This window comes from Sulfitobacter sp. OXR-159, assembly GCF_034377145.1.
GTDB lineage: Bacteria > Pseudomonadota > Alphaproteobacteria > Rhodobacterales > Rhodobacteraceae > Sulfitobacter.
Window position 1 is genome coordinate 932,840 of sequence record NZ_CP139707.1, and the last position, 13,469, is coordinate 946,308.

Sequence of the window (13,469 nt, forward strand, 5' to 3'; positions counted from 1 at the left end):
GGGAACCGATTGATATCCTTCGCGTTCATCCAGTGGTTGCCGAGCGGGAAACCACTACAGCCAAGGAAACTTGGAGATTCAACGCCCGCTGGTCAAAGAGAGAGAGGGGCAGTGCACCGCCTGAGGTTGCAGTAGAAACGGAACAGATTTTTACCATCACGTGAAATTTCTTTGCCGAATTCAACGCAACCGCTATGATAGGAGGTAGGACTTTCACGCAACCCCTGCGGTATTGCGTGAAGCAACGGCACACTTCGTCCTTGTTTGGAACAGAGATTGGCACGGTCGCATGTGCCCTATAAGGATTAAAGAATATGGTGCATGTGGTAGATGTACATGTGGGTAAACGTATCAGGCAGCGGCGCTGGCTGACGGGGATGACCCAACAGAAACTGGCGGAACTCGTCGGGATCAAATTCCAACAGATACAAAAATACGAAACCGGCGCGAACCGCGTCAGCGCCTCGCGGCTTTGGGATATCGCGGATGCGCTTGGCGTGCCTGTGTCTTTCTTCTTTGAGGGACTGAAAGACGAGGAGGGCGCAGATGGCCCATCGGTGGATGGGCTGCCCGCCGATCTGATGGCCGATAAAGAGGCGATGGAGCTGGTCCGTTCTTACTATGCCATCCCCGAGAACCAGCGCCGCCGGTTGTTCGAACTGGCCCGCGTGTTGAGCGATGTGGCCTGAACCCATCCGGGTCGTCTTTCTTGGCCTAGCTTTTGAAGGGCCAGCTTTCTAGGGTCCAACTTTCTAAAGCATTGGCAGGCTTGCGCAAACCCGCGCAAACTGTCAGGTCTTCGTCATGATGAACGCCACTGATTTTGATCCCGATATTCGCCGCGTCGCCCATCTGATGGCAGATGCGGCGCGTCAGGTGATCCTGCCCTATTTCCGCAGCCTTGATTTGCAGGCCGACAATAAGCTCGGTACGGGTTTTGACCCCGTGACCGAGGCGGATCGCGCCGCCGAACGGGCGATGCGCGATATCTTGGCGGCGGAACGGCCCGCCGATGGCATCTTGGGCGAAGAATATGGCGCGCAGCCCGGCACGTCGGGGCTGACGTGGGTGCTTGACCCGATTGACGGCACGCGCGGGTTTCTCAGCGGTACGCCGACTTGGGGCGTGCTGATCGCGGTCAGCAATGTGTCGGGGCCATTCTACGGCATCATTGACCAGCCCTATATCGGCGAGCGTTTCGAGGGCGCCCCGGATGGCGCGCTGATGACTGGGCCGCATGGAAGCCGCCCCTTGCAGACCCGCGCGGCGCGGGACCTGCGGCAGGCTATCGTTTTCACCACATTCCCCGAGGTCGGCAGCACCGATGAAGCCAGCGCCTTTGGGGCCGTGGCGTCGCGGGCGCTGCTCACACGTTACGGCATGGATTGCTACGCCTATGCGCTGGTCGCGGCTGGGCAGGTCGATCTGGTGATCGAGGCAGGGCTGAACGCCTATGACATTCAAGCGCCCATCGCGGTGATCCAAGCGGCGGGGGGTATCGTCACCGATTGGCAGGGCAATCCGGTGCATGAAGGGGGCAGGGCGCTTGCGGCGGCCAACCGCGAAATCCACGCGCAGGCGCTTGCGATCCTTTCTACATATTGATCCAATTGTCGAAACACGCGGATTGACCGGCCCCGGCGGGATGCGATAAATGCCCTAAAGGCCGGTTCTCTCGCTCGTTTTCCATCGGCCACACACACTTTGCATGAGACGGGCATAGCGAAAAGTGTGACCTATGGCAGAGACCCTCATCCGCGGCGCGGATTACCTTATCACGATGGACGATACCCGGCGGGAGCTTGCAGGTGCAGACCTGCTGCTGCGCGACGGGGTGATTGCCGAGATCGGGCAGGGCCTTCGGACGGAGGGCGAGATTGTCGAGGCGAAGGGCTGCGTCGTCACGCCGGGCCTCGTGAACACGCATCATCACCTGTATCAAAGCATGACCCGCGCCGTGCCGGGCGCACAGGACGCGTTGCTTTTTGGCTGGTTGCAGCGGCTCTATCCCATCTGGGCGCGTATGGGGCCGGAGCATATGTTCGTCTCGGCCCAGATTGGGTTGGCGGAGCTGGCGCTGTCAGGCTGTAGCCTGAGCTCGGATCACCTTTACCTCTACCCAAACGGCGTGCGGCTGGAGGATACGATCCATGCCGCCGCCGAACTGGGCCTGCGGTTTCACCCCACGCGCGGCTCAATGAGCATCGGGGAAAGTGATGGTGGCCTGCCACCCGATGCGCTGGTGGAGCGGGAGGCGGCGATCTTGGAAGATTGCATCCGCGTGGTCGACGCCTTCCATGATCCTGCGGAGGGGTCGATGTGTCGTGTCGGATTGGCGCCCTGTTCACCTTTCTCAGTCAGTCGCGAGTTGATGCGCGACACGGCGCTTCTGGCGCGGGACAAAGGCGTGATGCTGCACACCCATCTGGCCGAGAATGCCGAGGATGTGGCATATTCGCTGGAGAAATTTGGCTGCCGCCCCGGAGAATATGCCGAAAGCCTTGGTTGGCTGGGCGATGATGTTTGGCATGCCCATTGCGTGCAGTTGGACGGGGCGGAGATTGACCTTTTCGCGCGCACAGGCACCGGGGTCGCGCATTGCCCCTGTTCCAATTGCCGCCTTGGGTCAGGCATCGCGCCGGTGCGGGCGATGCTGGATGCAGGCGTGCCGCTGGGGCTGGGGGTCGATGGATCGGCCAGCAACGACAGCGGCAATCTCGCCGCTGAGGCGCGGCAGGCGATGTTGTTGCAGCGCGTGGCACGCGGCGCTGATGCGATGAGCCCGCGTGCCGCTTTGGAACTGGCCACACGCGGCGGGGCGGATGTGCTGGGGCGCCCTGATTGCGGGCGGCTGATGCCCGGCAAACGGGCCGATGTGGCAATCTGGGATGTCTCCGGCGTGCATAGCGCAGGCAGTTGGGATCCGGCTGCGCTGCTTCTTGCCGGTCCGACGGCGGTGCGCGACCTTTTCGTTGAAGGCCGTCAGGTGGTGCGCGATGGTCACGTCACCACGATTGACTTGGCCGCACAGGTGGCGCGGCAAAACGAATTGGCGAAAGGCTTGGCTGAATGAGGCCATTTTTTCTATCGATCCTGATGCTGGCGGGCATGCCGGCATTGGCCGACCCCATGGGGTTGGAGCGCGTAAATGCGTTGCGGGATGTGCAGGGGCTCAAACCTCTCGTCTATGATGGCCGTTTGGCGCAAGCGGCGCAAACCCATGCCAGCGATATGGCAGAGCACGACTATTTCAGCCACAAGGGCCGCGATGGCACGGATGTGGGCCGTCGTGCCGCGATGGCGGGCTATCAATGGTGTTTTGTGGCCGAAAATATCGCCAAGGGGCAGCAGTCCTTGGATGAGGTCATGACCGGTTGGACCGACTCGCCGGGGCATTACCGCAATATGGTCGACAGCCGCGCCGAAGAGATGGGGCTGGTGCGGACCGATAGCGAGGTCTGGGTCATGGTGTTGGGCGCGCCCTGCTGACGTGACCCAATCGCGGGTGGTGCGTTACGCCGTGCCACCCCGACGCGCACCCGCAACCCAAACATCTGCAATCGCGCGGTCATCGCCCATCATGATGGTGGCGAAGAGGCTTTCCCAGATATCTTTGGCAGCCGCGTGACGCTGTGCGATAGCGGGGGTCGAGTCGAGCGATAGCACGGTGATATCCGCCTCCATCCCAGTCGCTAGAGAACCCACATGATCCTGCAGATGAAGGCTGCGGGCCGAGCCTGCGGTGGCGAGCCAGATCAGCTGCGCCGCGTGCAGCGGGGTGCCGCGCAACTGGCCGACCTCATAGGCCGCCGCCATTGTGCGGAGCATCGAAAAGGACGAGCCGCCCCCGGTATCCGTCGCCAGCGCCAGCGGAATGCCCCGCGCGGCAAGCCCGGTCATGTCAAACAGCCCCGAACCGATAAACGTATTGGAGGTGGGGCAATGCACCAGCGCCCCGCCTGTCTCTGCCAGCCGGTCAATCTCACGCGGCTCTAGGTGGATCGCATGGCCGTAAAGCCCGCGCTCGCCTAGCAGCCCGTGGGCCTCATAGGTATCAAGATAATCGCGCGCCTCTGGGAACAGCCCGCGCACCCATTCGATCTCATCCGTCTGCTCGCTAAGGTGGGTCTGCATCAGACAGGTCGGATGCTCCGCCCAAAGCGCACCGAGGGCCGAGAGTTGCTCGGGCGTCGAGGTGGGAGAGAAACGCGGTGTGATCGCATAGCTCGCGCGGCCCTTGCCGTGCCAACGCTCGATCAGCGCTTTGCTGTCGTCATAGGCCGATTGCACCGTGTCGCGCAGCCCCTCGGGGGCGTTGCGGTCCATGCAGGTCTTGCCCGCTACGATCCGTTGGCCGCGATCCTCTGCCGCCTGAAACAGCGCGTCGGCGCTGTGGGGGTGGATCGTGCAGTAAGACGCAACAGTGGTGGTCCCATGGGCCAGCGTCAGGTCCAAATAGCGCGCGGCGATGTCGCCCGCATAGGCCGGATCCGAAAGGCGCATCTCTTCAGGGAAGGTGTAGGTGTTCAGCCAGTCGATCAGCCGCTTGCCCCATGACGCGATGATCGCGGTCTGCGGATAATGCACGTGGGCATCGACAAACCCCGGGCAGATCAGCGCATCGGCGTAGCGCGTCACCTCGGCCTGCGGATGGTCGGCACGCAGGCGTTCGCCATTGCCCACGGCGACAATGCGACTGTCTTCGATCAAGACACCGCCTTCGGTGTCGATCTTCACGGCATCCTCCCACGCGCTTTGCATCGGGTTGCCGGAATAGCTGAGCGTCGCGCCCAAAAGGAGTCGTTGATTTGTCATGCCAGTGGTTTAGGTGAGGGCGAGACGGGGAACAATACCGAAGCGTCGCGGGTGCCGTTGTACCCCCGAGGCCGCTCGCCTATTGTCGCCTCCAACAAGGGCACAGGCACGGAGAGCAGCGGATGTCAGAGCAGATTGAAGAGCTGGATCCGGCGGTAGCCTCTGAGGAGACTGCCGAGGCCTATATGCTGGACCGCAAGGCCGTTGCCGCGATCCTTGAGACCGTAGAGGCCAACGATCAAGCCCATCTGACCCAGTTGATGGAGCCGCTGCACGCGGCGGATATCGCTGACCTTTTGGAGCAGATCGACGAGGATGACCGCGCCGCACTAATCCGGCTTTATGGGCAGGAATTCGACGGTGAGATTCTGTCGGAACTCGACGAGTCGATCCGCGAGGAAGTCATCTCCATCCTGACGCCGCAGGTTCTGACCCAAGCGGTGCGTGAACTGGACAGCGATGATGTCGTCGACCTGATCGAAGATCTGGAAGACGCGCAGCAGGAAACCATCCTCGACGCGCTGGAGGAAACCGACCGGGTCGCCGTTGAACAGGCGCTGAACTGGCCAGAATACTCCGCCGGTCGTCTGATGCAGCGCGAGGTTGTGATGGCGCCCGAGCATTGGACGGTGGGCCAGACCATCGACCATCTGCGCGCCACCAAGGAAGAAGACCTACCAGATCAGTTCTATCACATCGTCATGGTCGACCCGCGCCTGCACCCGGTGGGCAATGTGACACTGGGCAAACTGATGCGCTCGCGCCGCGAGACGCGGCTGGCGGATATCTTGGAGGAAACGTTCCAGATCATCCCCGCGATGCGGGATGAGGGCGATGTGGCCTATGCGTTTAACCAGTACCACCTGATCTCGGCCCCTGTGGTTGATGAAGAAGGGCGGTTGATCGGTGTCATCACCATCGACGACGCCATGGCGGTGCTCGACGAAGAACACGAAGAAGACATCCTGCGACTGGCGGGTGTGGGCGAGGGCTCACTTTCCGACCGTGTGGCGGAAACGACCAAACAGCGTCTGCCATGGCTTGCGGTGAACCTCGTGACGGCGATTGCCGCATCGATGGTGATTTCTCAGTTCGAGGCCGCGATTGCGCAGATCGTGGCGCTGGCGGTGCTGATGCCGATCGTCGCCTCCATGGGCGGCAACGCGGGCACGCAGAGCCTGACCGTCGCGGTGCGTGCGATTGCGACGAAAGACCTTACCGGCTCCAACGTCTGGCGGGTGATCCGGCGGGAGGTTCTGGTGGGGCTGGTGAACGGGCTGATCTTTGCGGTGATCATGGGGATCGTCGGGGTGATCTGGTTCGGCTCTCCGGCGCTTGGCTATGTGATCGCGACCGCGATGGTGATTAACCTCGTAGTGGCAGGGCTGGCTGGCACCGGTATCCCGATTTTGCTGGAGCGGTTCGGGGTCGACCCGGCGCTCGCCTCGGGGGCCTTTGTGACTACGGTGACGGATGTGGTTGGCTTTTTCGCCTTCCTCGGGCTTGCGGCGCTGGTGCTGCTGTGAACGATTGCGCCACTCGGAAGGCCGCGGCGCGCAAGGCGGCATTTGCCCGCCGCAAGCCGTTGTTTGAGGCGGCGAATGCCGCGCAGGCGGGGTATCTTTCCGAAGTTTTGGCAGGCTATCGCGGCGTGCCGCTTTCGGGCTTTATGCCCATTCGTACCGAAATCGACCCCCGCCCGGCCATGGCCGAGGCCTGCGCCCACGGCCCGGTCGGCGTGCCGGTGATCATGTGGCCCGACCACCCGCTGTCCTTTTCGCGTTGGACACCAGAGACGCCGATGGTCGCGGGCACTTTCGGCGCGATGATCCCCGAACATAACGATTTTTTTGAACCAGAGATCGTGATCGTTCCGCTGCTGGCCTTTAACCGGGAGGGGGCTCGGCTGGGCTACGGCGGCGGATTTTATGATCGGACACTGGCGATGCTGCGCGCGCGCCGGGCCACCATGGCGATTGGTTTCGCCTTTGCCGGGCAGGAGTGCGATGACATTCCGCTCGAGGAAACCGATGAGCCGCTGGATCTGATCGTGACAGAGGCCGGTGTGATCGAAGTGACGCAACGCTAACCCGCCCAGGCGGAATAAGGGTTGCCGCCAAGCCGCCTGCGTCCTAGTCCATAAGTTATGAAGATTTTGTTTCTTGGCGATGTGATGGGCCGGGCCGGACGGCGGGCGATCACCGAAAATCTGGCGCGGCTGCGGCGCGACTGGAAGCTCGATTTTATTGTGGTGAATGGCGAAAATGCCACCGGGGGCATGGGCCTGTCGGGCGCACATGCCAAGACGTTGCTAGAGGCCGGGGCCGATTGCCTGACCCTTGGCGATCATGCTTTTGACCAGAAAGACATGCTCAGCTTTATCGAGCAAGAGCCCCGCGTGATCCGCCCGCTAAACTTCTCCAAATCCGCGCCGGGCAAAGGGGCCAAGCTGTTCACAGCGCAGAACGGCAAGAAGGTTCTGGTCACCCAAGCGCTTGGCCAAGTCTTTATGAAACGGCCCTTTGATGATCCCTTTTCGGCGCTGGAGCCGGTGCTGAAAACCCATCCTTTGGGCGGCATGGCGCAGGCGATCATCGTCGATATGCACTGCGAAGCCACGAGCGAGAAGATGGCCATGGGCCACTGGTGCGACGGGCGGGCGAGCCTTGTCGTCGGCACCCATACCCATGTGCCGACCGCCGATGCGATGATCCTGCCGGGCGGGACGGCCTACCTCAGCGATGCGGGCATGTGTGGCGATTACCATTCGGTCATCGGCATGGACAAGGCCGAGCCGCTGCGCCGTTTCATCACCGGCATGCCGCGCGAACGTTTCACCCCCGCCAATGGCGAGGCGACGCTGTCTGGCGTCTATATCGAAACGGATGACCGCACGGGCCGTGCCACGCGGATCGTGCCGGTGCGCGAGGGCGGTGCCCTCCAGACCAACACGCCCTGAGGTCTGACACTGCCGACCCATGCGTCAGGCTTGCGCAGGGCGCGGCAATCGGCGTAACTGGACAACGGCCTTTTGCCCGAATGACAGGTTCTTGATGGAATTTTTCAGCTTCTCTCCGACGGAGACGGCGGTGCTCACCCTCGTGGTCGTCGGCATGATGTTCGTGCTTTTCCTGCGCGAAGCTTTCCCCACCGAAGTGGTCGCCATCGCCGGTGCCGCGCTTTTGCTGGCCATCGGCGTCTTGCCCTATGACGATGCGCTGGCGGTGCTGTCGAACCCCGCGCCTTGGACCATTGCAGCCATGTTCATCATCATGGGGGCCTTGGTGCGGACCGGGGCGTTGGATGTGCTAACCCGGTTGGCCGAACGCTCGGCCAAGACCCACCCCAAGACGGCGGTGGCGGGGGTGATCCTGTCGGTCATGGCGGCCAGCGCGATTATGAACAACACGCCCGTCGTCGTGGTGATGATCCCGGTGGTGGTGCAGCTGACGCGCACGCTCAATACCAAAGCCTCTAAGCTGCTGATCCCGCTCAGCTATGCCGCGATTATGGGCGGTTCACTCACGCTGATCGGCACTTCGACCAACCTGTTGGTGGATGGTGTGGCGCGGTCGCAGGGGATGGCGCCGTTTGGGATCTTCGAGATCCTTCCCGTGGGTCTTGTCGTCTGCACATGGGGTTTGATTTACATGCTGTTTTTCGCCGACAAACTGCTGCCCGCGCGCGACAGCATGGCGAATATGCTCTCGGATCGCTCCAAGATGAAGTTCTTTACCGAGGCGGTGATCCCCCCTGAAAGCAACTTGATTGGCCGCGAAGTGCTGGATGTGCAGCTGTTCAAACGCGAAGGCGTGCGGTTGATCGACGTGGTGCGCGGCGACGATTCATTGCGTCGCAACCTCAAAGGCGTTGAGCTTCAGGTCGGGGACCGCGTGGTGCTGCGGACCCAGATGACCGAGCTGTTGAGCCTGCAAAACAACAAAGAACTGCGCCGGGTTGACCAGCTTTCGGCGGTGGAGACCACGACCGTCGAAGTGCTGATCACCCCCGGTTGCCGGATGGTGGGGCGTAGCTTGGGTTCCATGCGACTGCGGCGGCGCTATGGCGTCTATCCGCTGGCGGTGCATCGGCGGAACCAGAATATCGGCCAACAGCTTGACCAGTTGATCGTCAAAGTGGGGGACACGCTGCTGCTGGAAGGCGCGGCAGAGGACATTCAGCGGTTGGCCAGCGAGATGAACCTCGTTGACGTGACCCAACCCTCGGCCCGTGCGTTTCGGCGGGGACATGCGCCGATTGCCATCGCGGCGCTGGTGGGCATCGTCACACTGGCGGCCTTCAACGTCGCGCCGATCTTGGCTTTGGCCGTGATCGCTGTGGCTGTGGTGCTGGTGACCGGCTGTATCGACGCGGAGGAGGCATTCTCTTTCGTCGAAGGGCGCTTGTTGGCACTGATCTTTGCCATGTTGGCCGTGGGGGCCGCGCTGCAAAACTCAGGCGCGATTGCGCTGATCGTCGACAATATCGCGCCGGGATTGGCACAGTTGCCGCCGTTTTTCATCATCTGGGCGGTGTTCCTGCTGACCACCACCCTGACCGAGATCGTCAGCAACAATGCCGTGGCGGTGATCATGACGCCGATCGCCATCAGCCTCAGCACTGCGCTTGGCATGGACCCGCGCCCGCTGGTTGTGGCGGTGATGATCGCGGCCTCCTGCGCCTTTGCCACGCCTATCGGCTATCAGACCAATACGCTGGTCTACGGGCCGGGTGGGTATAAATTCACCGATTTCATGCGCATCGGGATCCCGCTGAACCTGAGCATGTCGCTGTTGGTAAGCGCGGTGATCCCGCTGTTTTGGTAACTCAGGCGCTGCGCTGCTTTTCGGTCTGGGCGACGATCGCGTCAAACCCCGCCTGCGCCTCAAGGAAGTTGCGTGTCAGCGGCGCGGTAAGCTCGGATTGGTCCGAGAAATAGGCCCCAACCCGGCAGATATGCGCCGCGAATTCGGGGTGCACCCCTGCATCGTCATAGCGCCGGATGCGGTCTTTGCTCAGCCAGCCACGTTTCTTGGCTTCCTTGCTGATTAGCTTAAGCCGCTGCACAGCATGGAAGGTTAGGTAAACCGAAAGGTAGTCAAGGTAGTCGGGCAGGAGGATGCCGCAGGTGGGATCGAAGGCGTCGATTACCACGTCGACCATGTCCTGCGGGGCGACGGGCCACGCCTCATCCCCGATCAGCCAAGCGATGTCTTCGGCGCCATGGCGCAGCCCGGCATATTCAAAATCGAACCAACGCAATTTGTCATCCCGGCCAATCGCGGCATTGCCCGACCGGCAGTCCCATTTCACGAATTGCCGCGCCGGGGCGTTGATACGTTCATAGGCGGCGGTGCGGTCGAACTGGTCTGAAATGCCGCCCCCGAGGTCCTTTAGAAAGTCCACCGCATCAACGAAGTTCAGCACCCAATCGCGGTTATTGCCCAGATGCGGCATGATGGCGTTCAACTCGGTCTGGCGCGCGGCGCCATGGATGCGAAAAATGGCCGATACGGCCTCTCCCGCAAGATCAAGCTGTACCGCTGGCGCGACCTGCGCGACCTCAACATTGAGGCGGCGTTTGCCGACATCGGATTGGAACATGATTTCGCCGACCACGCCCAGACATTCGGGCAGGTCGCTGCAATGGCGGCCAAGTTCGGTCAGCACATGGGCTTCCAAATGGGTGCGGCGAAAGTTCGGGCGCAGGGTTGCGATGACGGTACGATCGGTCAGGTGCAGCCGGAAACTTGACCGGTTCTCACCACCGGGTGCCGATACCCGTGCGACATCTTGGCCGAAATGTTTGCGCGCCGCTGCGACGATCTGCGCCTGAGCGCTTTGTTCCTTGGGTCGTGCCATGGGGCCTCCGCTGGTGTTTCGGTCTGTCTAGGCGTTTTGACGGTCGAGGGTACGGCGGGTTTTGGGCAAAACAAAGGCAATTTCAGCCTATCCGCCCGGAGTGATTCGCCGCCATTCGGCATGTTTGATCTATACCAAAGGACAATGCGTCTGCGGGGCGCGTTACTGTTTCGCGATTATGTCGACATCTGGCCTCATTCATCGAAAAAATGGAAAGAATTTGCCGAAAGAGAATTGCGCCTGTTAGTTTCGCAAGTCTGTGGGGGACGTGGCGCTGCAAAGCGGTCGCGACTGCAAAAGTATATGAGGGATTGGTGTCATGGGTTACAGATTCTCTAAAGGTTGGAACAGTAAAGACGATAGCTGGTCCACCGATGGTGCGGCGGGCAGCGGTTGCGACGCCAGCGGTACAAAGTCCTATCACAACGGCGGGGTAGAGGGGTCCTCCTTCGCGAAATGGTATGACGAAAACCTAGCCGGGAAGTTCGACGGGAGCGATGACGGCAAGGGTTCTGGTTCTGGCGGCACCAAGGGTTCCGGTTCTGGCGGCACCAAAGGCTCCGGCTCTGGCGGTACGAAGGGTTCCGGCTCTGGCGGCACGAAGGGTTCTGGTTCGGGTGGCACCAAGGGCACCGGTTCTGGCGGTACGAAGGGTTCCGGCTCGGGTGGTACGAAGGGCTCCGGTTCTGGTGGTACGAAGGGTTCCGGCTCGGGTGGCACGAAGGGCTCCGGTTCTGGCGGTACGAAGGGTTCCGGTTCTGGCGGCACGAAGGGGTCCGGTTCTGGTGGTACGAAGGGTTCCGGCTCTGGCGGTACGAAGGGCTCCGGTTCGGGCGGTACAAAGGGCTCCGGTTCTGGTGGCACCAAGGGCTCCGGTTCTGGCGGTACGAAGGGCTCTGGCTCTGGCGGCACGAAGGGTTCTGGTTCGGGCGGTACGAAGGGTTCTGGTTCGGGCGGCACGAAGGGTTCCGGCTCTGGCGGCACGAAGGGCTCCGGCTCTGGCGGCACGAAGGGTTCCGGCTCGGGTGGCACGAAGGGCTCCGGCTCGGGTGGTACGAAGGGTTCCGGCTCGGGTGGCACGAAGGGCTCCGGTTCTGGTGGCACGAAGGGTTCCGGCTCGGGCGGCACTAAGGGTTCTGGTTCGGGCGGCACTAAGGGTTCCGGTTCTGGCGGCACGAAGGGCTCCGGTTCTGGCGGTACGCAAGGTAGTGATACCGGTGGCGACGATAAAACCGTTCTGAAATTCCTGATGGGGGAGAATGGAGAGACCACAGTCGCCGTCACTGAGATGCCTAATGGCGAGTTGCACTTCAACCTATCACCCACAGACCCTGAAGCTGAGTCCCACGCAGATATCAACGGACTTTTCTTCAATGTGACTGACGGGAGTGCGATCGAAGAACTGAACTTCTTCCCTGATGTGAACGCCGAGGGGTATCACCTCACGGACGTGAAGGCTGTTGATGACGGAGTTGACGGTTTCACCGACGGTCCCCAAGCGGGGGGCAATTTTGATGTCGGTCTGCAGTTCGGCACGACCGCTGATAGTTCGGAAGGGGAGGTCAGCAGTACCAACTTTACCCTGTGGACCTTTCCCGGCTCACTGTCGTTCGAGGATATCGATCTGAGCGGGATGCGCCTCGTCGTCGACTCGGACGAGACTGGCGGGGAAGTTCTTGAGGTGACGGGTATGGTCGATCCCGACATGGCCGACCCCGACGCCGCCGACACATCCGACGGCGCGACCGCTCTTATGGACGCGCTCAGCCTTGCCTCCATGCCTTCGGAGGAAGACGAAGAGGTCGACACCTATGAGGATGACGCCTTCGACATGGCTTAAGGGCCCGTCATTCCAGAAATGAAAGGCGCGTCCCTCGGGGCGCGCCTTTTGCTTGTCCACTCTCAGCGCTTGCGAAACCAAAGCACAAAGGGCAGGGCCACCAGATACATGGTGATCCCATAGACCGCCGAGGGCAGAGCATAGGCGCTGAACCCTGATGTTTGACCCGAGATCAAAGCGGCGAGGGTGATGCCCAGAGTGGCGTTCTGGATGCCCACCTCAATCGAGATCGTCTTGCGCGTCTGCCACGCCAGTCCTGCGGCCCCGGCGATGCCAAGCCCCAGCAGCATCAATGCCGCGTTCAGGCTGATAAGCGCAGGCCCTAGGCTGGCGAGGTTCTCGGTGAAGAGCCGCCAGTTCCCGGCAAGGGCAGCCAGCACAATCACCGCAAAAAGCAGCGCGGCGAGGGCCGATAGGCCCGGCTCAATTCGCGCGGCGAGGGTTGGAGCGCCGTGGCGCAGCAGCAGCCCAAGCGCGACGGGCAGGGTGGTGATCAGAAACATCGCCATGGCAAGTGTTGCGACCGACACATCCGGGGCCGCATCGCCCATGAAATGCCGCACGGCGATGGCGGTGAAGATCGGCACGGTCAGAATGCTCAGGAGCGAGACGACCGCCGTCAAAGTCACCGACAGCGCCACATCGCCCCGCGCGAATTTGCTGACCATGTTCGAGGTCACCCCGCCGGGGCAGAAGGACAGGATCATCAGCCCCACCGCCAGCTCTCCGCTGAGGTTGAAGGTCACGGCTACGGCCCAAGCGGCGACGGGCACCAGCACCACTTGGCACAGCGCGCCCAACCCGAAGGCGCGCGGGTATTTCGCGACGCGGGTGAAGTCATGGACCGTAAGGCCGACCCCCAGCGACAGCATGATGATCGCCAAAGACAGCGGCAGTACGACGTTGATTAGAATATCCATTTGTCCCCCCAAAAGCTGAAATCAGCCTAGGG

The 13,469-nt window shown here is 61.8% G+C and carries 12 protein-coding genes; 9 read left to right on the forward strand and 3 right to left on the reverse strand.

Annotation, left to right across the window (positions count from 1 at the left end; genetic code table 11):
* Nucleotides 1-314: 314 nt before the first annotated feature.
* The 4 genes from T8A63_RS04635 (at nt 315) to T8A63_RS04650 (ending at nt 3,489) form a co-directional block, all read left to right on the forward strand.
* A complete protein-coding gene (locus T8A63_RS04635) occupies nt 315-689 on the forward strand; it encodes a helix-turn-helix domain-containing protein (protein WP_067627478.1) in 375 nt (124 codons plus the stop codon).
* A gap of 115 nt (nt 690-804) precedes the next feature.
* Entirely contained in the window at nt 805-1,605 is an 801-nt protein-coding gene (hisN, locus tag T8A63_RS04640; protein ID WP_322345108.1) for a histidinol-phosphatase, read from the forward strand.
* A gap of 133 nt (nt 1,606-1,738) precedes the next feature.
* Nucleotides 1,739-3,073: an 8-oxoguanine deaminase gene (locus tag T8A63_RS04645; RefSeq protein WP_322345109.1), complete on the forward strand. Its 1,335-nt coding sequence runs from the start codon at nt 1,739-1,741 to the stop codon at nt 3,071-3,073.
* Nucleotides 3,070-3,489 (forward strand): CAP domain-containing protein, encoded by a 420-nt coding sequence (locus T8A63_RS04650; protein WP_322345110.1) that lies wholly within the window; start codon nt 3,070-3,072, stop codon nt 3,487-3,489. The genes T8A63_RS04645 and T8A63_RS04650 overlap by 4 nt, the downstream gene beginning before the upstream one ends.
* Before the next feature lie 24 nt (nt 3,490-3,513).
* On the opposite strand, the gene guaD is transcribed toward T8A63_RS04650, so the two are convergent.
* Nucleotides 3,514-4,815, reverse strand: a complete 1,302-nt coding sequence (guaD, locus tag T8A63_RS04655) for a guanine deaminase (RefSeq protein WP_322345111.1) — start codon at nt 4,813-4,815, stop codon at nt 3,514-3,516.
* 122 nt (nt 4,816-4,937) lie between these two features.
* On the opposite strand from guaD, the gene mgtE reads away from it, so the two are divergent.
* From mgtE to T8A63_RS04675, 4 genes are all read left to right on the forward strand, one after another.
* The gene (gene mgtE / locus T8A63_RS04660; protein WP_322345112.1) at nt 4,938-6,341 is read left to right on the forward strand and encodes a magnesium transporter; all 1,404 of its coding nucleotides are present in this window, start codon (nt 4,938-4,940) and stop codon (nt 6,339-6,341) included.
* Nucleotides 6,338-6,904 carry a 5-formyltetrahydrofolate cyclo-ligase gene (locus T8A63_RS04665; protein ID WP_322345113.1) on the forward strand — a complete coding sequence of 189 codons (567 nt, stop codon included), beginning with the start codon at nt 6,338-6,340 and terminating at the stop codon, nt 6,902-6,904. The genes mgtE and T8A63_RS04665 overlap by 4 nt, the downstream gene beginning before the upstream one ends.
* Before the next feature lie 57 nt (nt 6,905-6,961).
* Nucleotides 6,962-7,774: a TIGR00282 family metallophosphoesterase gene (locus T8A63_RS04670; RefSeq protein WP_322345114.1), complete on the forward strand. Its 813-nt coding sequence runs from the start codon at nt 6,962-6,964 to the stop codon at nt 7,772-7,774.
* A 94-nt stretch (nt 7,775-7,868) separates the two neighbouring features.
* Nucleotides 7,869-9,641 carry an SLC13 family permease gene (locus T8A63_RS04675; RefSeq protein ID WP_300055827.1) on the forward strand — a complete coding sequence of 591 codons (1,773 nt, stop codon included), beginning with the start codon at nt 7,869-7,871 and terminating at the stop codon, nt 9,639-9,641.
* A 1-nt stretch (nt 9,642) separates the two neighbouring features.
* On the opposite strand, the gene T8A63_RS04680 is transcribed toward T8A63_RS04675, so the two are convergent.
* A complete protein-coding gene (locus T8A63_RS04680; protein WP_067627462.1) occupies nt 9,643-10,677 on the reverse strand; it encodes a hypothetical protein in 1,035 nt (344 codons plus the stop codon).
* A 319-nt stretch (nt 10,678-10,996) separates the two neighbouring features.
* Between T8A63_RS04680 and T8A63_RS04685 the strand changes: the two genes are divergently transcribed.
* Complete coding sequence (locus tag T8A63_RS04685) at nt 10,997-12,517, forward strand: hypothetical protein (RefSeq protein ID WP_322345115.1); 1,521 nt, start codon at nt 10,997-10,999, stop codon at nt 12,515-12,517.
* A gap of 62 nt (nt 12,518-12,579) precedes the next feature.
* Here T8A63_RS04685 and T8A63_RS04690 read toward each other — a convergent pair whose 3' ends face one another.
* Nucleotides 12,580-13,437, reverse strand: a complete 858-nt coding sequence (locus T8A63_RS04690; RefSeq protein ID WP_322345116.1) for a bile acid:sodium symporter family protein — start codon at nt 13,435-13,437, stop codon at nt 12,580-12,582.
* Nucleotides 13,438-13,469: the final 32 nt, after the last annotated feature.

What these genes read in the sequence shown, in the direction of transcription:
- T8A63_RS04635 (WP_067627478.1), top strand. Translation starts at nt 315, where the DNA reads ATGGTGCATGTGGTAGATGTACATGTGGGTAAACGTATCAGGCAGCGG.
- hisN (WP_322345108.1), top strand. Translation starts at nt 805, where the DNA reads ATGATGAACGCCACTGATTTTGATCCCGATATTCGCCGCGTCGCCCAT.
- T8A63_RS04645 (WP_322345109.1), top strand. Translation starts at nt 1,739, where the DNA reads ATGGCAGAGACCCTCATCCGCGGCGCGGATTACCTTATCACGATGGAC.
- T8A63_RS04650 (WP_322345110.1), top strand. Translation starts at nt 3,070, where the DNA reads ATGAGGCCATTTTTTCTATCGATCCTGATGCTGGCGGGCATGCCGGCA.
- guaD (WP_322345111.1), bottom strand. Translation starts at nt 4,815, where the DNA reads ATGACAAATCAACGACTCCTTTTGGGCGCGACGCTCAGCTATTCCGGC.
- mgtE (WP_322345112.1), top strand. Translation starts at nt 4,938, where the DNA reads ATGTCAGAGCAGATTGAAGAGCTGGATCCGGCGGTAGCCTCTGAGGAG.
- T8A63_RS04670 (WP_322345114.1), top strand. Translation starts at nt 6,962, where the DNA reads ATGAAGATTTTGTTTCTTGGCGATGTGATGGGCCGGGCCGGACGGCGG.
- T8A63_RS04675 (WP_300055827.1), top strand. Translation starts at nt 7,869, where the DNA reads ATGGAATTTTTCAGCTTCTCTCCGACGGAGACGGCGGTGCTCACCCTC.
- T8A63_RS04680 (WP_067627462.1), bottom strand. Translation starts at nt 10,677, where the DNA reads ATGGCACGACCCAAGGAACAAAGCGCTCAGGCGCAGATCGTCGCAGCG.
- T8A63_RS04685 (WP_322345115.1), top strand. Translation starts at nt 10,997, where the DNA reads ATGGGTTACAGATTCTCTAAAGGTTGGAACAGTAAAGACGATAGCTGG.
- T8A63_RS04690 (WP_322345116.1), bottom strand. Translation starts at nt 13,437, where the DNA reads ATGGATATTCTAATCAACGTCGTACTGCCGCTGTCTTTGGCGATCATC.